The 26,271-nt window shown below is 35.7% G+C and carries 21 protein-coding genes; 11 read left to right on the top strand and 10 right to left on the bottom strand.

From position 1 onward, the window contains the following. Window positions 1-20: 20 nt before the first annotated feature. The 3 genes from IV87_RS04620 to IV87_RS04610 form a co-directional block, all read right to left on the bottom strand. Window positions 21-473 carry a universal stress protein gene (locus IV87_RS04620; protein WP_057805934.1) on the bottom strand — a complete coding sequence of 151 codons (453 nt, stop codon included), beginning with the start codon at window positions 471-473 and terminating at the stop codon, window positions 21-23. Window positions 474-918: 445 nt separating this feature from the next. Next, complete coding sequence (locus tag IV87_RS04615; RefSeq protein ID WP_057805932.1) at window positions 919-1,245, bottom strand: hypothetical protein; 327 nt, start codon at window positions 1,243-1,245, stop codon at window positions 919-921. Between the two features lie 274 nt (window positions 1,246-1,519). Beyond that, window positions 1,520-2,950, bottom strand: a complete 1,431-nt coding sequence (locus tag IV87_RS04610; protein WP_057805930.1) for an ATP-binding cassette domain-containing protein — start codon at window positions 2,948-2,950, stop codon at window positions 1,520-1,522. A 1,304-nt stretch (window positions 2,951-4,254) separates the two neighbouring features. Between IV87_RS04610 and IV87_RS04605 the strand changes: the two genes are divergently transcribed. From IV87_RS04605 to IV87_RS04570, 6 genes are all read left to right on the top strand, one after another. Beyond that, complete coding sequence (locus tag IV87_RS04605; protein ID WP_057805928.1) at window positions 4,255-4,563, top strand: HesA/MoeB/ThiF family protein; 309 nt, start codon at window positions 4,255-4,257, stop codon at window positions 4,561-4,563. A 413-nt stretch (window positions 4,564-4,976) separates the two neighbouring features. Continuing rightward, a complete protein-coding gene (locus IV87_RS04595) occupies window positions 4,977-6,596 on the top strand; it encodes an ATP-binding cassette domain-containing protein (RefSeq protein WP_057805924.1) in 1,620 nt (539 codons plus the stop codon). Beyond that, window positions 6,593-8,233 carry an ATP-binding cassette domain-containing protein gene (locus IV87_RS04590; protein WP_057805922.1) on the top strand — a complete coding sequence of 547 codons (1,641 nt, stop codon included), beginning with the start codon at window positions 6,593-6,595 and terminating at the stop codon, window positions 8,231-8,233. Before IV87_RS04595 ends, IV87_RS04590 begins: the two co-directional genes overlap by 4 nt. Before the next feature lie 406 nt (window positions 8,234-8,639). Next, window positions 8,640-9,092 carry a hypothetical protein gene (locus tag IV87_RS04580; protein ID WP_057805919.1) on the top strand — a complete coding sequence of 151 codons (453 nt, stop codon included), beginning with the start codon at window positions 8,640-8,642 and terminating at the stop codon, window positions 9,090-9,092. Window positions 9,093-9,107: 15 nt separating this feature from the next. Next, window positions 9,108-9,740 (top strand): L,D-transpeptidase, encoded by a 633-nt coding sequence (locus IV87_RS04575; protein WP_057805917.1) that lies wholly within the window; start codon window positions 9,108-9,110, stop codon window positions 9,738-9,740. A gap of 10 nt (window positions 9,741-9,750) precedes the next feature. Then, complete coding sequence (locus IV87_RS04570) at window positions 9,751-9,978, top strand: hypothetical protein (RefSeq protein ID WP_143053164.1); 228 nt, start codon at window positions 9,751-9,753, stop codon at window positions 9,976-9,978. Between the two features lie 15 nt (window positions 9,979-9,993). On the opposite strand, the gene IV87_RS04565 is transcribed toward IV87_RS04570, so the two are convergent. From IV87_RS04565 to IV87_RS04555, 3 genes are all read right to left on the bottom strand, one after another. Then, complete coding sequence (locus IV87_RS04565; RefSeq protein WP_057805913.1) at window positions 9,994-10,620, bottom strand: DedA family protein; 627 nt, start codon at window positions 10,618-10,620, stop codon at window positions 9,994-9,996. A gap of 314 nt (window positions 10,621-10,934) precedes the next feature. After that, window positions 10,935-11,786 carry a hypothetical protein gene (locus IV87_RS04560; protein ID WP_057805911.1) on the bottom strand — a complete coding sequence of 284 codons (852 nt, stop codon included), beginning with the start codon at window positions 11,784-11,786 and terminating at the stop codon, window positions 10,935-10,937. A 26-nt stretch (window positions 11,787-11,812) separates the two neighbouring features. After that, a complete protein-coding gene (locus tag IV87_RS04555) occupies window positions 11,813-12,238 on the bottom strand; it encodes a helix-turn-helix domain-containing protein (RefSeq protein ID WP_057805909.1) in 426 nt (141 codons plus the stop codon). Between the two features lie 257 nt (window positions 12,239-12,495). On the opposite strand from IV87_RS04555, the gene IV87_RS04550 reads away from it, so the two are divergent. Further along, window positions 12,496-13,440, top strand: a complete 945-nt coding sequence (locus tag IV87_RS04550; RefSeq protein ID WP_301554196.1) for an alpha/beta hydrolase — start codon at window positions 12,496-12,498, stop codon at window positions 13,438-13,440. Window positions 13,441-13,823: 383 nt separating this feature from the next. Here the strand turns inward: IV87_RS04550 and IV87_RS04545 are convergent, their stop codons facing one another. Both IV87_RS04545 and IV87_RS04540 read right to left on the bottom strand, forming a co-directional pair. Next, window positions 13,824-15,821 (bottom strand): cation:proton antiporter, encoded by a 1,998-nt coding sequence (locus tag IV87_RS04545; RefSeq protein ID WP_057805905.1) that lies wholly within the window; start codon window positions 15,819-15,821, stop codon window positions 13,824-13,826. Window positions 15,822-15,991: 170 nt separating this feature from the next. Beyond that, window positions 15,992-16,951 (bottom strand): nucleoside hydrolase, encoded by a 960-nt coding sequence (locus IV87_RS04540; RefSeq protein ID WP_057805902.1) that lies wholly within the window; start codon window positions 16,949-16,951, stop codon window positions 15,992-15,994. Between the two features lie 686 nt (window positions 16,952-17,637). Here IV87_RS04540 and IV87_RS04535 point away from each other — a divergent pair. Then, complete coding sequence (locus IV87_RS04535; RefSeq protein ID WP_057805900.1) at window positions 17,638-18,621, top strand: NAD(P)/FAD-dependent oxidoreductase; 984 nt, start codon at window positions 17,638-17,640, stop codon at window positions 18,619-18,621. Window positions 18,622-18,713: 92 nt separating this feature from the next. Here the strand turns inward: IV87_RS04535 and IV87_RS04530 are convergent, their stop codons facing one another. Next, window positions 18,714-20,873 (bottom strand): LTA synthase family protein, encoded by a 2,160-nt coding sequence (locus tag IV87_RS04530; protein ID WP_057805898.1) that lies wholly within the window; start codon window positions 20,871-20,873, stop codon window positions 18,714-18,716. Window positions 20,874-21,051: 178 nt separating this feature from the next. Between IV87_RS04530 and IV87_RS04525 the strand changes: the two genes are divergently transcribed. The 3 genes from IV87_RS04525 to IV87_RS04515 are packed head-to-tail and all read left to right on the top strand — an operon-like array spanning window position 21,052 to window position 23,388. Beyond that, window positions 21,052-21,486 (top strand): GNAT family N-acetyltransferase, encoded by a 435-nt coding sequence (locus IV87_RS04525; protein WP_057805893.1) that lies wholly within the window; start codon window positions 21,052-21,054, stop codon window positions 21,484-21,486. Window positions 21,487-21,511: 25 nt separating this feature from the next. Continuing rightward, a complete protein-coding gene (locus IV87_RS04520) occupies window positions 21,512-22,630 on the top strand; it encodes a YibE/F family protein (RefSeq protein ID WP_057805891.1) in 1,119 nt (372 codons plus the stop codon). Then, window positions 22,627-23,388 carry a YibE/F family protein gene (locus IV87_RS04515; protein ID WP_057805889.1) on the top strand — a complete coding sequence of 254 codons (762 nt, stop codon included), beginning with the start codon at window positions 22,627-22,629 and terminating at the stop codon, window positions 23,386-23,388. Before IV87_RS04520 ends, IV87_RS04515 begins: the two co-directional genes overlap by 4 nt. 184 nt (window positions 23,389-23,572) lie before the next feature. Here IV87_RS04515 and IV87_RS04510 read toward each other — a convergent pair whose 3' ends face one another. Next, the gene (locus tag IV87_RS04510) at window positions 23,573-26,227 is read right to left on the bottom strand and encodes an MMPL family transporter (protein ID WP_057805887.1); all 2,655 of its coding nucleotides are present in this window, start codon (window positions 26,225-26,227) and stop codon (window positions 23,573-23,575) included. Window positions 26,228-26,271: the final 44 nt, after the last annotated feature.

The raw sequence follows: 26,271 nt of genomic DNA, 5'->3' as shown, positions 1-26,271 counted from the left end.
TTGAATTTAAAGATTAAAGTTTATTTTGATTCGGGTTTAACAACTAAAACATCGCAAATTGCGTTTCGGCTGACATAAGTAGCAACTGAGCCGACCATTAAACGTTCCAATGCGTTTAAGCCAGTTGAACCAATCATAATTAATTCGTTGTGATGATCTTTAGGAAACTCGGTAGCGATGACGGGTTTAGGATTACCAAAACGAACGTGGACACTGACGTCTTTGAGACCGGCATCTTCGGCTTGTTTCTTTAGTTCGGCTAAACGTTTTTGAACATCTTCAGAGAGTTTGTAGATGACGTCACCACTGACGGCACCACCATAGGTATCACTGAATTGATTGACTTCAAGGACGTTTAGAATATCGAGATGAGTGTCATTGCGTTTGGCAACTTCAATGGCCTTTTTCAAGACGGTGTCTGTGACTTTTGATCCATCAATTGGAGCTAAAATGTTTTTATATTGTTGTAACATGTTGCTCACCTTCCATTCTCATGGGTTCTTATGAATATCATATCATTAATTTGGAAAAATGTAAGGTTTTTAACCCAAAAGTGGGCGAAGCAGACCGTTAGAAAAAAGAATCTAAGCATGACGGAGGCGGGATCGTAATCCCGCTGTGAGTCATGCTTAGATTCTTTTTTCTGGTCTGCTGAGCCGTCCTGAAGCCCAGCGGAAATAAAAAGGCGAAGACGTGATGGAGGCGGGATCGCGATCCCGCGGGAATCATGTTTATTTTTTTTGCTTCTGGTCAGCTGAGCCGTCCTAAAGTCCAGCGGAAATAAAAAAGGTGAAGACATGATGGAGGCGGGATCGCGATCCCGCGGGAATCATGTTTATTTTTTTGCTTCTGGTCTGTTGAGCCGTCCTAAAGCCCAGCGAAAATAGCAGGCTGCGACTAATCGTAACTTCTTTTGCTTTAAATTAATTGTAAAATGGCGAGAAGACCAAAGAAACCTAAGTAAACGTATGTCCACACTCTATTTTTGATAAAAAATAGAGAAGAACCATCACCAACCTCTATTATTTGTCCTGTTTCACCATCTATGTATGTTTTCTTTTTTGTTGAGATGAACCAGCGACAGAATAGATAGTTAATACCTGCAGCGGTTAACCCCCATACGAACCACATAACAAAGTTTCTAATTGTTTCAGGGAAACCAAGTCCTGCCACAGCACCTGATAATAAAGCACCTAAAAATCCTGCAAGTAGTACCAAAAGACCTTTTCCACGCCAAACTAACATAATATTACCTCCTCCTAATTACATTATTATAAATAGTATATTACAGTATCAATTAATGAAACACAACAGCTTTTTGCTACCATGTCAAGGACTGGTGTGATTGTTTACAGTAAATTCTGAATTCTTGTAACAAAATAAGCTTTCTATCATTGTGATAGAAGGCTTTTGCTTGTTATTATTATCCATTGAGTTCATGTAAATGAAGACACCAGATGGAAACAAATCATAAATAGGTCATTCGTAATCAACATAGCTACGAATATGTGAACCTATATTAAGCTTCATCCATTACTGCTGATAAATTTATAATTTGATCAGATATATGTTTAAGAAAATCGAAATTATGATCGACAACAACAATTGTTTTAGATTGTATTTTCACAAAATCAATTAACATTTGAATGGTGCGGACGTCAATATAGTTACTAGGTTCGTCCCAGAGTACCAAGGCACTGTTATCAAGCAAACTAAGTAACAAATCAATTTTCTTTTGTTCACCGGAGCTTAAATTTATAATTGGCGTGTTAAATTTGTCTCTAACGATGCCTAGTTTGTGCACGCCATTAATGAAATCAGTGCCATAGTTATTTTTAGACAACTTAAGAATAGATTGTCGGTGAGTCTGAGTTTTTGAAACTAATGTGATTGCATTAGTTGAAATATGTAATTTACCAATACTATTCAATTGACTTGAAGCTGTGTGATTAATAAAGTTTAAAAAAGAACTTTTACCAATACCATTATGGCCATGAAGGCTAATTATTTTACCAGGTTTTGCGGAAAAACTAATTGGATTAAAAAGTGGATACTCATTATATCCTACCGAAAAATTTTCAACTGTTAAGGTAGCCTTATAATATGTTGAAACTGAATTTAACTGATTATTTTTGATTTCTTTATCTATATCGGGAATTTGTTTAGTGAGTTTGTTGATTTCTTTTTCAATACTTTTGGCTCGTCTTATAAACTTAGTATTATCTGAGTTAGATTTTCTATCCCATTCACGCAAGGTAGTTGATTTTTGTTTAAGTAATTTAATAGACTTCTTTTCCCTTTGTCTTTGTTTATCTTGGCTCTCTGTCACACGCCGTTGAGTATTTGTAGCAGAAAGCGTGTTAGTTTTATATAAGGAAATCTGTTGATTATCAATAATCATTGTATGATTAGTTAAATCACTCAAAAAATTGGCATCATGACTCGCAATTAAAAAGCCTTTTTTGGTATTCAAAATGTCTTTAAGAGTGTTAATTCCGTCAGTATCTAAAGAAACTGTAGGTTCATCTAAAATGTAATAATCATAATGATTGCTTAATAAAATGGCTAATAAAAGTTTAGTTAATTCACCACTACTTAACGATTTTAGAAACTGATTCTTTAACTGGTCTTTTAATTTGAATGCATACCACATTTTATTAAAAGAAGATAAATCGTGTACATGGTTATGAATGTATTGGTTTACAGTAATTGATGAACTAATCCTAGAATTAACAGAATTTGAAAAATAACCCGCGGCTATATTGTTTGAAATTTGCCCGCCTGAAGGAGCAATTCTTTTTCTTAATATATTTAGTAGAGTTGATTTTCCTGCACCATTAGGTCCCATGAGTCCAGTTTTCCAAGTAGAGTCAATATTTAAAGTGACATTTTTGAGAAGTTTAATACCACTTGGAGTTATATAAGAAATATTTTTTAGAGTTATAAACATTATTCGCCTCGGTTTTTATTTATTGCTTTTAGTATTAGTAGATTATGTACGATTCTTACTGTCGATATAGTAAATCTGTTGTGTGTGTTTGCTATTCCTTATTTTTTATAGAAATTTACATTTTATTTGAATATATCTAGTGTACATCTATTTATAATCGTTTTCACATTATTTTATAGTCGAATTTTAATTTGTTGAATCATTTTTGAAAAACGTAGCATTTAAATAATATGAAAAAAAGTTGTTACCGATTATCATTGTTAGTGATAGTTTCCTTGATTTGATTGCAAATACAGGTTATGAAAAAGAAATTACTTTGGATTAACTGGTATTATTGTCCCCAGTTGGTGGTATTTATAGCCATACTTTTATAAAAATTTGAATTCACACGCAGTATTCGGCCAACAATAATATTTTCAGGGTATTTTCAGGGATACATAATTTCTAAGCATTATACTAGATTTTTTAGAAGAAGGCGGTTACAATATAGATACATTGGTAATGGTGATACAGATACCACCATTAATTTTGGGCATCGGACTAACTTCGGTTAGGTCGATGTTTTTTTATTATCTTTAGAGTAAGCTGAATTCTCACTAATGTGTAAAGCAAAAAAATACTTGCTATACAGGTGGGGGAACTAAAATTTTTTTAAATTTTTATGGTTAAAATGATAATAAAATTAACGTTTTAATCATTTACAAATAATACTCATGATGGTATTCTTTTTTCAAGCCGTAACTCAAAATAAATGGAGATGGTTTTATGAAAAATAAAATAAGGCCTTTAATTTGGCAGCATGAAACATATTGATACTGAATCGGTTGAGCATGAAGTTGAATTAAACAAGAAAATTACAATGTATTTGTAAACCGATCCACAACTAAGCGGTACAACAAGATATTAATTTAAAGTCAACAATATAAAAATTAAGTGAATTAATTTGTTGGTGTGATTCGGTTTGTCAAGTGGGTTACCGCTTCTTTTTTTATGGAGGTGTTTATAGTGGAATATTTATCAATTAATTTTGTAATGAGCTTCGAGCATATGCCTAGTAATGAATATATATTCTTTTCGGCTAAATTAAATCATTATTTGAAACTCAAATCTAATAAGTACATCGAATTTATAATTTAGATTGTATATAAAGGAATTACCTTAGAAAAATTTATTGCGACAACAAAAAACAGGAACGTATGATAATTTGAAAAGAGTTTAATTTTGATGAAACTCCCTTACCAGAACTTAATAGAGACGCTCGATATGGGTAACAATTGTCGTATTTACAATCTAGATGCAGTCAATTGAAATTTGCTGGAGAAATTTTACAACCAAAAATACATAATATGAAAATTTGTATTATTGGAGCGGGTGCGGTTGGTTCACTTGTCGCGGTTATGACTGTTACTTCTGGAGTTGGAAGAATCAGACTAGTTGATGGTGATGTTGTCGAAGAAAGTAATCTCACGAGGCAAATTTTCTACCAAGAAGAGGATATAAACAAAGAATTTAAAGTGAATTTAATGAAGAGATTTATTTCAGAAATTAATTTGAATGTTAACTTTGAGCCAGTTACTAAATATGCAAATATCGAAGAGAAAAATCCTGACTAGATTCGCGACATAGATTTAGTTATTCAAGCTGCAGATAAACCAACTGGTTTAATTGATCGGTAAGTCAATGATATTGGTATTTAAAAATAACATTCCTTTATTGTTTGTTCACAATGGATCTGTGGGACCTTTTGTAAAAAGAAGATGAAACGGCTGACTTTAGAGCATTTGAGAAAAAACTTAATAAAGAAACAGATGGCATGTACTTAGATCTTGTTAATTACAATGATCTGCGAAGTAGAACGGCATATCCAACAATTGTACATGGTCTTTATTCTTTAACTGCTGATCTTTTTGACAAAATATTAGAATTTATAGTTCTGGGAGATATTAAAGAGTTGAGGAACAAGGTTTGGATTGAGAAAACAGGAACATATTTGAAATTTTGATAAGGAACGGAAGAAGATGATTTTATGAATATACGCGAAATTTTCAAGTTAGTTCCCAAAAGCAAGTACCCTTGGTTAGTTCTATGTAAATTATACATGAGTGGCTTTAATTTATTTGTATCAGTAATGATTCAGGTTGGAATTGTTATAGCTTTTGGAAAAAACACTTCTCAATTGTGGTATGTTTTGTCAGCACTAGTTGTAGGATCAGTTGGTTACGGAATTATTTATTTTAATTATTCTATGTTATTGGAAAAAATTAAAAAACACGTTAGCGAAACAGTGAGCTTAAAACTTATGGATAAAGTAATAAGTTCTAGTCGGAAGCAAGAGGTTAAAGAAGGTGAACTAGTTAATTTAATTAATCAGGATGCTGAAACAATAGCAAATTACTTATATTCAGGGATTTCACCGCTATTTGATTTCTTTTTGTCAATGTTAATGGGATTGTGCTATGTTTTCTTTTATTCGTGGATAGCTGGCGTATTTTATTTATGTGTTGGATTAACTTTTTTTATATTAGTACGTTTTTTTTTCAAAAAGCAAGCGAATGTGCGTCAAATATTCGAGAAATATGATGATGAACATAAACGATTTTTTGCTGAGTTATATAAGAATATACCATTGCTGAGAATATTTGGGAGTACTCAATGGGCAATTACCAAGCATCAGCATTTCTTCGTGAAAAAATTCCCATATTGGACGAAAAACGTCAACACGGCAGCTGTAAACAGTAGTTTATTTGTAGGTGGAGTTTATTTTGTTGAGGTTAGTTCTCTTATTGGAGGACTATTGTTAGTGAAAAGCAACAATTTGGAACTCAGTATCATGGTTGGAATTTGGAATGCTGGTATCGGTTCAATTTTAGATCCGTTCATGTCGTTGCCCAGTGTGATATCGTATTTATCTCAACAACATGTAGCAATTAAAAGAGTTAACAACCGAATGTCAGTTTACCAAGAAGACCACAATGTTATTGAAGCAAAAGCCGGTCAAACAATGAATCTCGAAAAAATTTTGATTAGAAATCTATATTTTAGATACTCCGATAATGGAAAAGAAATATTTAAGAATTTCAATCTTACCATCCCGAGATCTAAGATCACATTTATTGTTGGAGATAACGGAGCCGGAAAAACTACCATAATAAAACTTATTTTGGGATTGATTGAACCTACGAGTGGGAAAATTTTTGCATTGGATACAAATAATCGTGAGCAAACCGGATTTAGTTTGAAATTGGCTTATGTACCGCAAAAAAATATTCTTTTTAATACAACCATTTATCGCAATCTCACGCTTGATAAATTAATTGATCTGAGCACTATAAAGAACGTGCTTGAAGCGGTTCATATGGATCAACAAATTGAACAACTTTCAAATGGGTTAAATACTGTCGTTGGTGACGAAACTAATTTTTCAGAAGGTCAAATGCGACGACTTTCAATTGCACGTGCTGTACTGTCGAACAAACAGTTTGTGATAATGGATGAACCATTTTCAGATTTAGATAGAGATAATCAGATAGCTTTGATGCAAGAGCTGCGGTCGATTGCTAAACAAACTGGCATTTTAATTATCACGCATACTTTCGATTTAATCGAACCCTCAGACAATGTTATTAGAATAGGGGGGCTAATATGACAGTAAAAGAAAAGAAATATTTAATTTCATTTTTTAAGAACAAATCTTTTGTTCCTTTATGGGTTGTGGGCGTAATGGGAGCTATTTCTGAGTTTTTTTTAGCTTATAAGCTAAATACCTTGATGAATTTTTTAAGTGAGAAACAAGTTGATCGATTTTGGAAGAGTGCAATTTACTTAATTGGTCTTAGTCTAGTAATTGGAATATGTAAATTTTTCACTGTGAGTCAGCAGGGAATACTCAAACAGAAAATTGAATTTGGTTTGTCTAACAATCTTATAAAAAATGTATTTACTAAGAAAACTATAAGCGTTGAAGAAATGGGGAAAGGTGGATGGATCACAATTCTTAACTCTGACATTTCCTTACTATCAGGAGTGGTACCAGAAACGTTTACGAACCTGTTAATTGGGTTGAGTTCATTTTTAGCTGCTATAGTTTTTGGACTCTTATCATCGTGGATGTTAACTTGCTTTATACTTATTCTCAGTTTGTTTTCCATGATGATACCAAGATTAACAGGGAAATTGATAACGGTGACACAGGAGAATACACAACACAGTAGAGAAGATATGCAGGAGATAATGTTACAAGTTTTCGGCGGCAGGAGCCTTCTACGTTCGTTTTTTGCTGAAAAATTTGGTCTAAATCTTTTCAAGGAAAAGTATCAGAGATATACAAGTGATCAATTAATAAATGCAAAAAGTCAATGGCGAATGAATAGTATAAGTCTCGCTGCAGGATTTATTTTTGATGTTACGCCGTTGGTTTTTAGCATTTACTTAATTAGTGTTCATGCACTGACGTTGGGACAATTTATGGGTTTTAATGTCCTGAATGCGAATTTTACTTGGGCATTTTATCAGTTACCTGGATTATATGCTAACTGGGCTCGTCAAAAAGTTTCATTGAAACGGGTAGTAAAATTTTTAACTAGTGATCAGATTAATTCAAACAATAACAATAATTTGAATAGTGTAAATTCATTTGGATTACAACGGGTATCTTTTCGTTATCCTAACAATAAAAATTGGATTTTAAAAGATGCTAGCATTTTCATTGATTTGAAAAATAGGCAAAAGATATTGCTTGTAGGTGAGAGCGGTGCCGGTAAAACTACAGTTATAAAACTTCTGATGGGATTATATGAACCGAATTCAGGAAAAGTTAGCGAGATTGATGAAAATATTGAACAGAAGATTAATGCTATCAATTTAGTCTCTTATGTGCCACAAGAAACGGAAGTTTTCTCCGACACTGTTAGAAATAACTTGTTATTGGGAAGAAAAGTAACTAAAGCAGAATTAAGTACAGTTATACAAAAGGCTGGCTTGAAACCGCTGATTGACAGTCTTCCGAATAAACTTGAGGCACAAATTTTTGGAGGAGATAATATGAACTTATCTGCGGGGCAACTCCAAAAAATTGGACTTGCACGTGCACTGTTAGCGAAACGTCCATTAATAGTTTTAGATGAGCCCACAGCTAATTTGGATCAAACGAGCGAAAAAGACTTTTTAAGAGTCCTTAGTCAGTTGCCTATGGGTATATTTATGATCTCCCATCGCAGTTCGGTGGAAACTGCGTGGTTAACAAAAAAAGTGTTAAAAAATAAAAAAATAGTCGATGAAAATTGAAAGCGTTAAAGAGATGAACAATTATGAAAACAAGTTTAATAATAAGTATTAGTTTCGGCAGGATAAATAAATTTCCGTTGAATAGTTTTCTTAAATTCCAAGAATTGGTCAAATCAATCTTTAAAAATATATCCAAAATCAAGAAAAATGATTGGGCAGTAGATAAGTTAACTGTAAAAGAATATGGAGATCATTTTAAGGGCTAGAGTGAGTGATATTAACGTTGCTTAAAGGCAGCAATAAAAGTGGGTGAGAGTAATCTGGCTGCTTGGGACGCCGGCTGGTTACGATTAACAAAGTGCTTAAAACATTAAGTCCTTCTTTAGTAAATAAAATGTAATTTGTAACTTTTCATTCAGATGTTAGACTAGGTAAGTAAGCTTTAACCAATTTAGGAGTGAAAATTATGAAGATTAAGTCCAGTGATTTATTAGAAATAATTCGTGATGATAATTTTGCACCAGAAACTTTTAAAATTACGAGTACAAAATTAAAAAAAGATCCTAAAAGTGCCTTGAAATCTGTCTTTGGTTATTTACAAACAACCTTGAAAGATACTGCAGTTGTTGAAGCAGATGTGTTAATCAGAAAAGAAGTTGTTTTGAAATTTCAAACAAACATTATCAATTTGCCGTTTAGTTATCCGAATAAGATTGAGCAGTTAACGGAAGCGGACAAGGATTATGATGTGAAGTTGTACGCAATTTTTGAAGCGGAAGACATTAATGCTTCACATTTACGGATTGATTTAATGGGCAGTGTCGATGATTTTCTGGCAGGAGATGCTGACGTTTATCAAAATATTGCAGATTGGGTGCTATTGCAGTTTGAAAAGCTCGATACTAAAAAGGAAAAATAAAAGTAGAGGTTGTCTATGAGTCGTTTAATTAAAATGTTAGCAGTGGCTGGGGTTTTGTTTTTGGCTGTCTTTTTAATTAGCTTGCGATTCCATCCAGCCGCTAGCAAAGTGAAAAAACAGGATCCAAGCCAAGTAACAGTTTCAAATTTACCTAAGGAAAAGAAAACGAAGGCGAAGAAAAAAGTATCGAAACGACCAGCTTATATGCGGGCAATCAATTGGAAAAAATCTTCAGAAGTTAAGGCTTATCCAGATTTGACTAAATATGCACATATTTGGTTGCACGTTTCAATTGCCAAACAGCGAGTATATGTGATGAATAACCAAACACGGTTGTATACCATGTATGCTTCCACAGGGGCTAAAAATTCAACGCCTACAGGTACTTATCACATTCAAGCCGAACGAGGAAAATTCTTTTACAATGCCGAATCCAAAGAAGGAGCCAAGTATTTTGTTTCTTGGAAAGATCATGGCGTTTATCTATTCCATTCGGTACCTACGAATGAGCAGGGACAGTTTCTTATTAAAGAGGCAAATAAGCTAGGTAAAGAAGCTAACTCGCATGGCTGTGTGCGTCTTTCAGTACCAGATGCAAAATGGCTTTACACAAACATTAAGGAAGGAACCAAGGTTGTTATTCACTGAGGGCGTAAAAATGAAAAATAAAATTCGCGTGTTCTTGATGCAAAAACGAAAATGGTATCAAGATGCTGGCATAAGTATCGCCAGCCTTTTTGTGGTGCTTGTTTTGTACCGATTGATTGGCTACATTTTTACAAGAATCAATTTTTTGAGTTGGGGAACAATTATTAGTGTCACTTTGTTTTATGTGGTGATTTTAATTGGTTGGCGTGTTTGGGAGCTTAGACTACCACGAAAATAAAAATTAGGCTGCCAATTATTTACGAGAAACAAGTTTAGAAAGTTGTTTTGTTAAAATGGGTGAGATAGCTAATAAGAAGAAAATAAGTGTGAAATATTTTTGGACAAAAGCAGTTGAACCTAAGTAATAACCCGCTAAACAACAGGCACCTACCCAAATTAGAGCACCTAAAAAGTTTAACTTATTAAATCGTTGAAAACTCATTTGGGAATTCCCCGCAATGATGGGAACAAACAAACCGATAAATGGAATAAAGCGGGATAATAAAAGAGAGCTTTTTTCATTACGATCGAAGAAAGCCTGCGTTTTTTCCATTTGATCAGAAGACTGAATTTCTTTGGTTATTTTTGAATGTTTACCAAATTTTTTACCTTGATGAAACTTGAGTACGGAGCCAGTGGTTGCGGCAACCAAGAACACCACAAATAAGGCAATTAAATTTAATTTTGAGTGGGGACTAGCCGCTATTGTACTCGTTAGGAAGAGCACAGATTGTCCCGGCAAAAATGAAAAGATGACAAAGGCAGTTTCCAAAAAGATCCAAATAAACAAGATTAAATAAATCCATCCGTTTAATTGATCTGCGATAGGAACGATATAACTGAGTGGATGAATAAAAAAGTCGATGGCTAAATTTAGCATAGTGGAGCTCCATTTCTGTAAAAACTACCTTCATCATATAATGAATTGATCTAAATGACTAGTGAGGTGATTGGTAATTGCCATAGAAACGTGTTAATATGAATCTATGCGATGAGTCGAGTATAATCAGGCAACTTAGGTTGTTTCACTTTCGAGTGACTAGTGATTTTCTTGAAACGGGATGTGTCTTTTCCACCGGATTTTGTGGAACATCTGATCAAACATGTGTGAACCGTGCAAGATCTATTTGAGCAATCAAGTACCGTTTAAAAAAGGTTGAAGCAATTTTGCTTCAACCTTTTTTCGTTGCTTTTTTACTGAATAAGATAAACTTGATCATGAACTAAATCAAAGTGGGTAAAATGTTGGTTGAGTTTTTTTGTATTCTCTGGGTCAATATAGTTAGCGTGCTGCCAGAACTGATGACTGCCAGAACTACCAAACTTTTCACCAATACAAATTAAGATAACTTTAGGATTAGTCTGGCGCATTTTTTGTAAAAGTTGCCAATCTACCGGAATACCATCAGGAGACCAAGACATGATGACATATTTTACGACATCATGATATTTGTCCCAAGCAGCCAGTGCGTCTAAAGGCTCAATTTCGGTTAATGTGTGTTTACCAGTTTCGTTTTCCTGTGTCCAGCCTTTGCTGTCGGTTGTCATTAGTGTTTGATCGTAATTACGAAGTCCGGCAGAGATATAGCCATTGCCAGCCATAACTTCTAAGGTTGGTTCCTTGTTCAAAAAGCCAGCCAGATCTTTAATAAAAGGAGCAGAAATATAGGCCCACATTCCGTAATGTTCTTCTAGATAATCGCGGTAGGATCGTAGTAATTTATCAAATTTGGGTAAAGCCTGAGAATAGGTATTCCATAATTCATCACCCTTAGGATTTCCCATGGGATACTTTTTTAGAATGGATTGAAACAATTCGTCTTGAAAAGTATCAGGAATTTGAAGTAATGGCAGCGACTGTGGCAAAAGTCCTTGAGAAATCAGACGCGCACTCTCGATAATATTATGAGTTAAAAAGGTAATTTGAGGAAATTCTTGAAATAGGTGTTCATATTTCTTAATTTGTTCAAGATAATCTTCTGTGAAAGCTTTCTTATTTTTATCATGAACTTGTTTGCGAAGTTGCTTTAATTTTTTTTGATTCAAAATATTCACCCATTTAACTTGATAAGTTACTTTTTGTTATCATCGAGTCCTAAGTCTAATTCTTCTTGTTGATCATTAGCATCATGGGTTGTACGTCGGTTCTTACCATGAAGATAACCATCCATTAATTGAAACAGCTCGTAACGATCTTCACTGGTTAACACTTTATGACTGAATGATAGTTGTTTGCCAGATAAGAATAATTTGCTTAGATCATATTCATCATGATCGGCCTTACCACTGAGGTAATCCATTGTGACATCAAAATATTCTGCGAGTTTACGAACCTCCACAAACGAAGGGGTACGAACGCCACGTTCCCAATTACCAATTTGAGAAGAGGTGTTCGCTTTTTCAGCTGGTCCAGGATATTGTTTATTTAAATCCGCCGCTAATTCTTCCAAGGTGATGTTTTGACCATGGCGGAGTGCACGAAGTCTTTCAGGAAACATGTGATTACTCCCTTTCTGTTATCTCAATTTTATCATAACCACAGACTGTTAGGCGCATTCTGTTTGTCTTTTTTGCGTTTTGGTGGGACATTTCACTTTATTTGTCACAACTAAACGAGAAGATTGAGATAAACGCTTCAATATTGAGACTGATGGGACTAATTGCTATTTTGACGATGAACCAATAGGGGTAATCATTGAGAAAACATTTTTTATCTGATAAAAAGCTGTATACTTTTTAAATCGAGTGATAAGGGATGAGAATTTTGAAAAAGTTTTGGAAATGGCTTCTCATTATTTTTGCAATTTTGGTTGTAGCGGATATTGGGGCAGCCTCGTATTTTTATCATGTAGCAGTTGTGCCTGGTCATAAAGATTTTTTGAGTGGATCGGCAACCTTAAAAAAGAGTGATCCTCTTTATAAAGAAAAGCTTTGGTATCAGAATGTGCATAAGCAAACCTGGCACGAAACCTCAGCAACGGATAACTTAAGATTAGATGCTTATTATATTCCAGCTGCTCATAAAAGTAATAAAACGGCTGTTATTGCTCATGGATTTATGGACAATAAAACAAAAATGGGAGCATCTGCGGCCATGTTTCATAAAATGGGCTACAATGTTTTAGTTCCTGATGATCGTGGTCAAGGAGCTAGTCAAGGAAACTATATCGGTTTTGGCTGGCCTGATCGATTAGACTATATTAAATGGATGAAGCTGTTACTCAAGCGTGAAGGACAAAATCAACAATTGGTGATGTATGGTGTTAGCATGGGTGGCGCAACGACCATGATGGTTAGTGGTGAAAAGGATGTTCCCAAGCAACTTAAAGCCTATGTCGAGGATTGTGGCTACACATCGGTCAATGATGAAATTACGTACGAAGCCAAAAACATGTATCATCTACCATACTGGCCGTTGGTTCCATCGGTAAGCGCCATTACACAAATTCGTGCTGGTTATAATTTCAAAGAAGCCAGTGCTTTAAAACAGGTTGCGAAGAATAAAAAACCAATGTTGTTCATCCATGGAAACAAAGATACGTTTGTTCCAACGAGGATGGTTTATCCACTGTATAAGGCAGATAAGGGACCTAAGCAATTACTGATTGTTAAAGGAGCCACACATGCCAAGTCAATGGCAACTAATCCAAAACTGTATCAACGAACAGTTAAGAAATTTTTAACAAAGTATGTAAACTAATTTAGTAAGTGAGCGTTTGAAACTAAAAAATGATGTCGGGAAGGTGGCTTTCTGACATCATTTTTTTGTTTTTATGGTTGAAGCGGGCTAAGAAAAGCAGTTTTTCGGGGTGTGTGTACGTTGTAAGTTCAACTGAAAATAATGGGGTGGATCACATTTTATTTTTATAGTGGGAATGGGTCAAGAAAACAGCTTCCTCAGGACATGGACCTGATAATTTCAATTGGAAATAATGAAAGGGATCACATTCTATTTTTATAGCGGAAACTTGTTACACAAGACAGCTTTCTCCGCTTAACACAAATACCCCAACGATTCCAAGTACGAATCATTGGGGTATTTCCGTTAATGCTCAAAAGCTATTCGTCTTGTGTAACACTCTTTTAATCATAAATTTCGTCATTTTGCATATAAATTAATTCGTCATTTGAAATCTGTTCATACAATGCCGTCGCCAACTCACGCGTCAATTTATTTTCGCTCAGTTGGTTTTGCACAAAGTTATATTCAAACTGAAACGCCTTAATAAACAATTCCTCTTGAATCTCATTACTGTTGGAATTGTTCTGATAACGACGATGACGCTCACGGTAATAACGCTGCACAATCGAAATATCCGTATGACTTTCCTTATTTACCATGGGACTCTTTAAATACTTGAACACCTGCTGCGTAGTTCGATCCTCAATTTCAACAAGCGTGTCATGCTTGCTCTTGAACTTTTTCATCAATTTAGGATTATGCCTAATCCGTTGCTGATTCTGTCTAATTTTTCTTCCGTGAATCAACCGTTTGAAAAAGTAAACAAAACGATAGGACAATTGCAACCAAAGTCCACGCAAAATACTATTATCAGAATGAAAGTCACGCGTCAACATCGTTCGTTGGTACAAACGACGATCCTTTTCCGAAATTTCATCGTTTGATACCATCTCATCTAAAACTTCATTTTCAACATCTCGTGTTTGCGCAAACAGTTGCTTTAAAATGCGACGATTTTTAATTTTCTCAGGCCGATTTTGACTATGCAAAGTTGCAATAACGGCCTGCGTTTCTAAAGGATCTTCGTTTAATTCGGTTATTTTTTTAACCGCATAGTTAATCATTTCTTTACGAGCTGCGTTGGCATCCTCACGTAAAAACGGTTCCTTTTGGCGAGGAAGTAGTGCCGGTAGAATCAATGAAGGAACCAACATGCTTAAAACAATCACAACACTAGCAATAAATAACAAATCGTTTCGATAAGGAAAAGTTACGCCGTGTAACATTAATGGCAACGAAAAGGCCATCGCCAACGTTACAGTTCCATGAATGCCACTCAGGGCAATGATCCAGCAATTGGTATTTTTATATTCTGGGCGCACCCGAATTGTGGCTAGTCCTAAACGTAGCCACAAGTAACGTAGAATTGTCATCAACGCATAAAGTAAAATGCTTAAACCGATTAAGAAAAGCAAGAAAGTATTATTTCGGTAGGAAATATCTGAAATAACGGTAGGTAAAGAGACACCTAACAGGACAAATACAAAACCATTCAGATTGTCTGAGAGGACTTCCCAGGTAGTATTGCTAACTACCTGTATCTTTGTTGAAGTGAGTCGCAAACGGCCTTCCTGCACGCCGTGAACAAGCCCTGCCGCCACCACAGCCAAAATACCAGAAACATGGGCTAATTCAGCGACAAAATAAACGAAAAATGGTGTAAGAATACCTAAGGTGACAATTACGGAAGAGTTGTCCATCCGATGACTGATTAAAAAGGTTCTTAAGGAAACTAACAGGCTGCCTAAAATCATTCCCAGTAACAGACCGCCCAAAAAAACGTATGTAAAATCAAAAAAACCAAAGGTAAACGAGAATTTTCCCGTTGTAAAGGCCTGTAAAGCTAAATCAAAGATGACAATTCCAGATGCATCGTTAAAAAGTGATTCGTTTTTTAAAGTTTGCATGGCCTCTTCTGGCATCGCGATATTTGCGGTAACCGATGAAACAGCAACGGCATCTGTGGGTGTAATTATGGCCGCTAAGGCAAAAGCCAGCGGCAAAGCCAGTTCAGTTAAGGTCAAATGGGCGGTAACTCCGACAATACTGACGGTAACTAAAGCCAGACCTACCGCCAATGAGAGCGTAGTTGAAAAGGATCGGCGTAAAACACGCATATTTGTATTTAATCCTTCATAAAACATTAAGGGTGCTAGAACCACAAGCATAAAGAGATCTGGATTCATTGTGTAATGGCGATAATAAGGTACGATGAAAGCGACAAGTAACCCAACTGCAATTTCAATAAAGGCAAGTGGCACTTGTGTGAATTTACTGGCAATAATATTTGAAACCAGTACCGCGATTACAAGAACCAGAACTAAAATAACGATTTCCATATGTTTCACTCCCAAATTTATCTGCATCTAGTTTACCATATGGCTTGTAAAAATCTTGTACCGTAAGACTTGAGATGTTTGAAAAAACTTCAATTGATAAAAATTAAAAAATAAAGCTGCAGGGAAATTTTTCCCACAGCTTTATTTTGAACATCCTAAGAAATTAATTTTTAGTTTTTAGCAAATAGCCCAGATAAATAGCTCATGAATCGTTTCAAATAGGTAGCTTGATCGACCGTTAAAGCTACCGAAACATTAGGATTCTTATCCGTTAATTTGGCCGGATCGCCAATTGTGCGTCCCCACATTTCCTTGCTGGTATCTACAAACATGTTTAAATCCAAAGTTGAAACTAAACTAGGATCAAGAGCTACACCAACAGCCAAAGGATCATGGAGGGCACAGCCATGTAAATGAGGACTAGTAATTTTGTATACATCAATGTAATAATCAACAATATCTGCAAACTTTTTTCCGGCAGTGGTGTGTAATGAGCGCCATTCAGCAGTTTCGGTTTTGGTAAGTAGCGTCCGTAAAGTGACGTCGAGACCTACCATTGTGATATTTAATTTACTTTCAAAAACTTGATCGGCAGCGGTTGGATCTTGATTTATATTGGCCTCAGCCACGGGGGAAACATTACCGGGAACGGTTAATGCGCCACCCATTAAAGTTACACTGCCAATTTCAGTTGCAATTTCTGGGGCTTTCTTTAGTGCTTTGGCAAGATTAGTCAAAGGACCTGTTGGCACCACAATAAGATTTTTACCGAAAGTGTGGGCGGATTCAATCAAAAAGTCCACGCCTGATTTGGTTTCTGGTTGACGTTTAGGCATTGGTAAGTCGACCTCGCCAATCCCGTTTTTTCCATGAATCTGAGCGCTGATTGGCATCACATCAAAGTGAGTAGTTGTCGAAGAATGAGATTCACCAAGAAAAACAGGAACATTTGGTTGACCTAGTAATTCGAGAATTTTTAAACTGTTTTGCGCTGACAATGGCGTTAATACATTGCCGTATGAAGAAACAATTCCAATCAAATCAACATCTGGAGCAGCTACTGCGTATGCAATGGCCATTGCGTCATCGATACCAGTATCTAAATCTAAGATCATTTTGCGTGTTGCCATGAGAAACCTCCCAAATTTTATTGTCGGTACCCTCTAATCATACGAAATTGACCGGATAAATACAATTTAAAACTAAAGGTTGAAAGCTCGAAACACATCCCGTTGCCTGATATAAAAGCGTTCTTGGTAACAAAATTAGATTAAAATGCCGTCCTACGGCTTACCCGGTCTGGAACGGGGTGGGCACGATTTGAAGCCAAGAGGTACACTTGTCTTCAAACTCGGCCTTATCCTAAGCAAATGAATTGCTAAGGATAATTTCACCCCTGAGACCAATCGCCTCCGGACTAAGAACGTTTGATGTTTCAATAATACTCAGTAACGCTGATATAACAACCTTTATATCGCTGTGTAGATTACAAAGATTAGACTTAGTCTGGAAGCAAATGGGCTCAGTAGTGACATTTATCTTAGCGGTTTTCGCTTAGATAAAGGCCGAGCTTGGAGACGTGGTTTGCGGCTTCAAGTCGTGCCCACTACGTTCCAGCCCAAATTTGCTGGAAGACGGCATTCTAGACTATTTTTTATAGGCTAAGTCGTTTAACATCAGTTATTGAAGTGATTTTGATACTTTCAACCTTTAGATTTAAAATCTATGTTATTTGAGGCTAATTTTTAAAATCACGAAAAAATAAAATCGTGGTAAAATTAGACAGTTATCATATAAAAAGAAAGAGGGATAAAACGTGTCCGAAATTTATGACATTACAATAATTGGTGGTGGACCTGCCGGCATGTTTGCCGGTTTTTACAGTGGTTTAAGAACCGCTAAAGTTCAAATCATTGAAAGCCTTGCACAGCTTGGTGGTCAAGTAAGTGCGCTTTATCCAGAAAAATATATTCATGATGTCGCCGGTTTTACTGGAATCAAAGCTAATGATTTAATTGACCATTTGCACAAACAATTGATGCAGTTACCAGTGGACGTTCGCTTAAACGAAACGGTAACCGACCTTAGCAAACAAACTTATGGCTACCAGATTGTAACCAATCGAGGAACGTATCAAACAAAGGCAGTGATTACCGCAACAGGGGTTGGGGCTTTTAGTCCACGGCGATTAGCGGTTGAGGGTGCCCAGGAGCTAGAAGACAAGCATATTTTTTATACGATTCCTGATCCCCATCGTTTTCAAGACAAAACAGTTCTGATTGCTGGTGGTGGTGATTCTGCTATTGATACAGCCTTGATGTTACAAAAGGTGGCTAAACATGTTTATTTAATGCATCGGCGTAATCAGTTTCGCGGGATGGAGCATGGTGTTGAATTACTTGAAAAATCCGCAGTTGAATTATTAACTCCCTATTTATTAAAAAAAATTGAACCAATGCAAGACCAACTTCTGCTAACGATGAAAGAAGTTAAAGGTGAACATCTTTTACAAAAGCAAGTAGACGATGTCATTGTAAATTACGGTTTTATTTCGAATAATAAGACGATCAGGCAGTGGCAGATACAACCAGAGCAACAACACCGTCTGTTTGTAGTAGACCGGCAGATGAAAACAAATCTTCCGTTAATTTATGCCATTGGGGATGGTGTGGATTATGACGGGAAACTGGATTTAATTGCAACAGCTTTTGCGGAAGGACCAATGGCGGTTAGCGCAATTATGAAGAAACTGTATCCTAATCGCCGTGGACCTTTGCACAGCACATCAATGGAGCTGTAACCACGTATAAGCATCATAAAATGTAACCTAATGTAAAGTATAATTGAACCTAAAAAAGCCATACAGAAATTTTAAATTCTGTACGGCTTTTTTTAGTTACCTGAATTGGAATCTGGATTGGTAATTTGAATACGATTGTTCTTAGATTTCGAATGGGATGCTTCAGGTGCATCGGTCTTGTACAAATCTTCTAGAGAACGATCACGGTTCTTTGAGTACATAGAAGTAGATTTCAAACCAAGCTTCTTTTGAACGGCAAGTTCTTTATTTAGTCCGTTTGCATAGTTATAAAGCTGAGAATTAACAGCTTTGAATCCCTTTGGTGTGTAAAAACGAAGCAAGTTCTTTTCATTCAGGGAATCGGACATGCCAAGTTGTTTGTTGACCTTCTTTTGATCCTTAGCGATTTGCTTTTTAAGCGATCCGGTTGGAGTTACAACCTGGCCCGTATTATTATCATAAACGGTCCCACTAATTGATGTGTAGTTAGGCGTGATATAATCCTGATTTCTAAAGGCAACCACTTGATCATGTTGTGATGAAAAGAGATCCGTTCCAAACTGCATGTATTTCTTAGAATTAATTCCGAGTAAATGCAAGAGAGTTGGCAAAACATCGATTTCGCCACCGTATTGTTTTTGAATACCCCCATTCTTAACGCCCGGAATGTGAATCATAAAGGGTACGCGTTGCAATTGGGTGTTATCCCAATCAGTCCAGTTATCAACCGGGTCGCTTCCATAGGATTTGAAATGGCTAGAATCCTGACTGAAAGTTTTTGCCAAGTCTTTATTGGCAGAATTTGAAATACCATAGTGATCACCGTATAGAATGATTACGGAATTATCATAAAGTCCTGATTTCTTTAAGAAAGTAAAGAATTCTTTGACGGATTGATCGAGGTAGTTAGCCGTTTTAAAATAATTGTTGACGGATGAATTACCTGTGTTTGGTACTTTGAAACTAGAATCTTCCTTATCCAAATCAAATGGGAAATGATTAGATACGGTAATGTACTTAGCATAAAAAGGTTGTTGTAAGTATTGCAGGTACTTAATGGAATCTTTGAAAAGTAACTTATCCTTTAAGCCATACCCGGTTGATTTGTCACCGGATGTATCGTAATAACTAGCTGAGAAGAAATATTGATAACCCATATTTTTGTAAACATTATTTCGATTCCAAAAACTAGCAACGTTACCATGAAAGACAGCCGAAGTATAACCTTGTTCTTGATTCAAAATGGCAGGAGCTGCTTGGAAAGTTTGATCCGTTCCGAGTTGGGCAAATAAGGAACCTTGCGGTAGGCCAAACGTGCCAGTTTCTAGCATGTTTTCAGCATCACTAGTTTTACCTTGACCAACTTGATTAAAGAAGTTAGAAAAAGCGTAAGTGCTCTTACTGTGATAAATTTTATTCAAGAATGGGGTAACAGTTTGACCTTCTACTTTGTCATCAATTAAGAACTGTTGGAAGCTTTCCAAATGAATTACGATGACATTTTTTCCTTTGGCAATACCATAATATTTTTTATTACTCTTTGCATAATGACCATGAACGTATTTTTCAACCGATTTGAGCTCACTCTTTGTTGCACTAGAACGCATTTTGCTTGTTTGTTCCGTTTTTGCACCGTCATAAACTGTAAAAGCGTCAATTCCCAGATACTTAACAATGTAAGTACGATCAAAGGTTCGTGTAATCAGTTGTGGTCGATCGATTTCGGCAAACATTAAATTAAATCCAAATAAAAGTACAGAAAGGGACGTAACTTGAAAACCCAACCGTTTTGGCAGTGGATTTTGATCAAATTTAATTTTACGCATAAGCATTAAAACTAAAATAATGACAATATCTAACCAGAATAGTAAATCATGAGGTTCAGTCAAAGCTAACGAACTACCACTTAGTCCCTGGTCAACTTTGGAATAACCTAACATTGTGTTAATGGTCATGAAATCCGAAAACTCTCGATAGTAAATGACGTTTAAATAAAGTAACACTGTATTACCAATGTCAATTAACAAAATTAGCGGATAAAAGATTTTTGCCTTTTTGGCATAAAGTGCTAGGCCAAATAGCAAAAATGTAATGGCCAGTGGATTGATGAGCATGATAAACCACTGAAAAATTCCAGAAACGCCTAGTGAAAAATCAGCAAAGTAGGCAAGGAGTGTTTTTAACCAAAAAAGGAATACTAAAAGAAAGAAAAAACCCATTCGGGTATTAATTTTTGAGATAAACTGTTTCATTTTTGAATGCTAACCTTCCTGTGAAAATCTTCTTTTAACTTAAGATCCGATTCACAAACATAGAGTCATTTTAACATAACTTTATTAAGCAAATACTTAAATTTAGGTTGAGTTTGTTTTTCTAGCGATAAAAAGTTTATAATTCAAAAATAAAAGAAAATTTGAATGGATGGTAAAAATGAAAATAAAAACGGCATTTGGTAATGATAATTTAGTGTACGATGATAGTATGAAAGTTAGAACCGCGGTCTTTATTCAAGAACAACAAATTGATGCTGCCATTGAACAAGATGAGAATGAAAATCGGTGTTTATATTATGTAGGTTATATTGATGATAAACCGGTTACTACAGCTCGCGTAATGACAACTGAGCAAGGCACATTGGTTCAAAGAGTATGTACGTTACAGGAGTACCGACACCAAGGGTTATCTTCACAAATTTTTAAAGCCATTGAACACGATGCTAAAATTAATGGCGTAGATCAAGTGTGGCTTTTTGCCCAGGATCATGCGCAAAACTTTTATTTAAACAATGGTTATAAAGTCGTCGGTGATCAGGTAATGGAAGCTGGCATTGCACATCACAAAATGATTAAAAAATTAAGTAAATAGTTCTTAGGATTGGGATGAAAAGATTGTGAATAAAATTCAACCCAAGTATCAGGCAAGTTGGTTGACGATCATATTAGTAATTTTGCTGGGTGGGTTGTTGTGCTGGGCAACACAACATGATGCTGCACTCTACCAAACACCGGTTGGTCAAGTAATTAAGGTAACTAATCAAAAAAAGGTTTCTCAGACCGACAACTTTCATAACCATGATTTTTCACAGAAACAACTTTTAAAGGTTCGAATTTTAAATGGTCATTATCGAAATAAAGTTTTACAGGTTCAAAATACGTTTTCGGCCTCGAATGCGATGGATCAAGCTTATCGAAAGAATCAACAACTTTTTTTGAATATTCAAAAAAAGGCTAATCATAAATTACAAGGTACAATAACAGATTTAAAACGGGACACTGTGATTGTTTTTCTGAGTTTCTTGGCAATTAGTTTATTGTTATTAACGATGAAATTTAGTGGCTTTATGGCTTTGTTAAGTGTTTTATTAAACGGTGTTTTATTTTTCTTGGCAATTAAATTAGATGTTTGGCTACAAGGAACCAATATTTTATTGATTTTCGGTATTTTAGCGTTTGTCTTTGCCGGATTAACTCTGTTTTTAGTATTGGGAAAAACAAAGCAAATGTTGGTTACGTTTGGAGCCACAATCTTAGGAACAGTGGGGGCAGTAATTGTCACACTGTTAGTTTTGAAATTTACGCATGAACAGGGACTACATTTTGAAACGATGGAATATGTTACCCAAAATCCGCAACCTGTTTTTATCGCTGAAACAATTCTGGGTTCGTTGGGTGCCGTAATGGATGAATCGACGGATATTATTTCGAGCCTATTCGCCCTCCATCGTGAAACGCCTAACATTACCCAGCGTCAATTATTTCTTTCTGGTCGTGAAATTGGTAAATCAATTATGGGACCATTGATCAATGTCCTTTTTTTGATTTTTATGGCTGATACTTTTGGCATGATGGTGTTATATTTGCGTAATGGTGATAGTTGGGGCTATGCGTTTACCATGAATATGTCTTTAGGGATGGTTCAAAGTCTAGTTAGTGGCATTGGAATTGTACTAGCAATTCCTGCCGCCAGCTGGTTTGCCAGTAGTTTGCTCAAAAGAGGTGATCGACTATGAGTACAATTTTTGTGCTAGTGTTGATCTTGTTTATTGCTATGGTCCTAGTTGGTGGTTTACAAGGTTTAAAATCTTTTTTGAGTTTAGCAATTAATTTTGTTTTGATTTTCTTAACAGTTGTCTTAATTGGATTAAATTTTCCCATTTTAGGGGTAACACTATTAAATGCGGTAATTATTTTAGCGGTCACGATTTACTTGGGTGATGACAATCCGTTAACCACTGAAACGGCCTTTTACGGCTCGGTTTTAGTGATGGTCTTGATAGTTTTGCTTATTGTTCCGATTGAACACTGGGCCGTTGTTCAAGGATTTGGTAATGAAAATACGGAAGATCTTGAGGGCATGTCATTACTTGTGGGAATTAAATTTTTGGATGTTTCTATTGCAACGACAATTTTAAGCAGTTTGGGAGCCATTGCTGAGGCTGCAATTGCCATTGCGGCTGGACTAGGCGAAATTTTAAGTCAAAATCCAGATCTTCCTTCTGCACGGTTGTTTAAAGATGGTATATCAGTTGGCAAACAAATTATCGGCACAACTTTCAATACATTATTCTTTGGTTTCTTTGGTGGTTTTTTAGGTTTATTTATCTGGTTCGAACGTTTGAACTATACGTGGGGAGAATTTATAAATAATAAAATTTTTGTGTCAGAGCTACTTATGATCTTAATTTCGTTTATTGGTGTTATTTTAACAATTCCGGTTACAACGTGGGTAATGGAAGTTAAAGTACGTCGAAAGAGAGCAAAAGATTAAATAAAAAAGTGGGAAATAGGGCGTTTAGATTCTAAGCATGGCCTAGACAGACAAATGATTCGATTGAGAATCGTTTGACGATCATAGCCAAGCCAAGCAATCAGCCTTATTTTCCACTTTTTTAGATATAAAGTTCATAAATCGAAATTTTTTAGATTGAGAAAGACACTTATTCCCGTTTTAATTAACTCTTGTCATAGGTCAAGTGTAGCGTAGCAGCAATACCAACAGGGAAAAGCAACTCCCAGATGAGTGTGGCTACAAACATGACTAGTGCAATTTGAATAAAGGACAGTAACTGTGTAAAACCAAGTGCGAGTAATAATGCAAATTCAAACATGCCAATCAAAATTAAAAATGGATCAAATTGATTCAGTGAACCTAAGTAGTTATCTGTAGAGCAACGAGTGGTTCGTAAGATTGTAGGAACGAGGAATCCCAGTCCTAGGCAAAGTAAGAGTAAACCTGAAATTAGTGGTACATCAGCTACTAATGGGGTTTTCAAAAGTATATTTGAAAACCAATTGGTAATCTGGAGGCTACCAAAAAAGGCAATTAATAGACTGATACTTGCATAAATGGCAAACAACGATTGTGACAAAAGTAAGAGATATATTACCACGAAACCAACTAGCCAGGGAAGCAAATGAGTTATGTCATGATTCAAAGCTTGTTTCTGTTGAGCAACGTAAACTGTATCACCCGAATAACTTACTGAACTTTTAGATAACGAGGTTCCAGATAAAGTTGAACTAATCAGATGTTTTATCTGACTTAAGTTGGTTGTAGCTGCATTTGAAGCCGATTCTGTATTTAGAACAATTGAAATGACGGTTATTTTATTTTTAGTTTTGTTAAACTGACCAATGGCGTTTTTCATTGGAGTCGTTCTCAAGTTTTGCGGTGTCATATAAAGAATATTTAGGATTCCAGAGTTACTCAAGTTACCTAAAAAGCTTTGCTCACCAATTAGATTTTGTTGAGCAATTTGAACGTTTCTGCTGTCCTTGGTTAAGTCTTTGGTCGTGTTTTTTAGAATAGTTTGTGCCGTTTTAAAATCATCAGTCACACTTTGTTGATCATCTTCAACTTGACTAATGTTATCCGCAATTACATTATTATTTGAACTAATGACCTGAATGTTATGACGCAGTGTTTTTAAATCGTTGATTAAGTTTTTACTATGGGTGTTTAAAGCTGATAGTGCCCGGCGAACAGAGGCAGTACTTGAATTTTCAGATTTTATAATGCGTGTCAGTTCAGTTTGCTGAGATTGAATTGTATCAATATCATTTGTTAATTCTGAAGCTTGATCTGCCACTTGTGAACTTTGTGACTGAATTTTACTTAAATTACTGGCATTTTTAGTTAATTGTTTTAAAGCAGTTTTTAGATTCAAGCCCTTTAATTGTTTTTGCGAATTTTTAAGAGATTTTTGCGTGTTAGTTAAATTTAGATTAGCTGCTGCAAGTTGACTAGTTACATTAGCCAATTGTTTGTTAACGTACAAGTTTGTAAACGGTGTTCCCCCCGGTTGGGCAATTGAATACACGTTAGCAACTTTCTTGTTAGTCTTTAACTTCTCTGTTAACTGATTGATGACTGTCATGTTTTTTGTTGATAAAGTTGATTTCTTGTTAGTCATTGTAACGGTGATTGGCGAAACTTTGCCTACGGGATAATGGCTTGAAATTACGGTTGCACCAATTTTTGCTTGGCTAGAAAAAGGTGTATCAATAACGCTGGACCAATTTAAAGGAGTCATTTTTATGAAAGTACCAAGCAAAAATAGTATAAAAATGCTTCCCAAGCTTATTAACGCATGGTGTTTGCCCCAAGCTGTGCTGAACTGCCAAAAAGTGGAGGTTGGATTGAAATTACGTCCATCGCCAGGCCAGAAAAATAAGTCATCTAAAAATTCCGTCATTGCAGGCATTAGCGTATAGAAAACAATCCAAGCTATAAGGAGAGCAATGGCTAAGATCCACAAGGAACGTAAAGTTAAGTTCTTTGCCAGTAGCAAGGCAGTGCCAACAATGGCTAGTGGGAAAATACTAAGTAGGGATGGTAACCAAGAATCCCAGTAAAGAGTTCTGACGGCATTTTGATTTTCGTAGTGATTACAGTAGCGGCGGTAGAAAATACTGATAATAATGGGGACCAATCCAAAACTAACGACTACCATAATTGTGTTGGTATAGGCCGTGTATGGCGTGTTTAAAAAGCGAGCAGCAAGTGTTGCAATTGAAAAACTTGTTAAATAAACAATTCCAGAAAGTAATAAAGCGATTAGTGGTGCCAAAATTGATCGAAAAAGAATACCAATAATTAACGTTGTCAATACACAACAAATGATAATTACAAGTTTGTTAGCAGTTTGAATGGCTTGCACACGGGCAATTTGTAACACATCATTACCTGTAATGTAGGCATGAACGCCAGGTGTTTGAATTAAACTGTAAATTTGTGGAATTAAAATATGAAATTGTTTTTGAGATTGTTTAAAATGTAAAACACTCAATACAGTAGACTTATCCGCCGAATCTAAACGTTGTGTGGAGCTTGGGTCATTGTCAGTCTCCACACTTTGAATGCCGAGAAATTTTTGATTAGCTCTCAGTTTCTTCTGATTTGTTTGAATGGCCTTTTTTTGAGTGGTGGTCAAAGCGCCGTCTTTATTTGTGTAAACGATGGTTGCACTTGGTGCGCTATCTGTAGGGAGCTGTTGGCTATAGCTAGAGTTCCAACTGAGCGAATTAGGTAGCAAAATAATCATACCGACCAAGAGAATAAACCAGGTGATTAAACTTGCTATTTGAAGGGTATTTTTCTTTTGCATAATATGTTCATTCCTTATGTATTACGTATTTGTTATTTTTAATA

This window comes from Pediococcus ethanolidurans (genome assembly GCF_001437405.1).
In the GTDB taxonomy this organism is placed as follows: domain Bacteria; phylum Bacillota; class Bacilli; order Lactobacillales; family Lactobacillaceae; genus Pediococcus; species Pediococcus ethanolidurans.
This window is presented reverse-complemented; position numbering and strand designations above follow the sequence as displayed.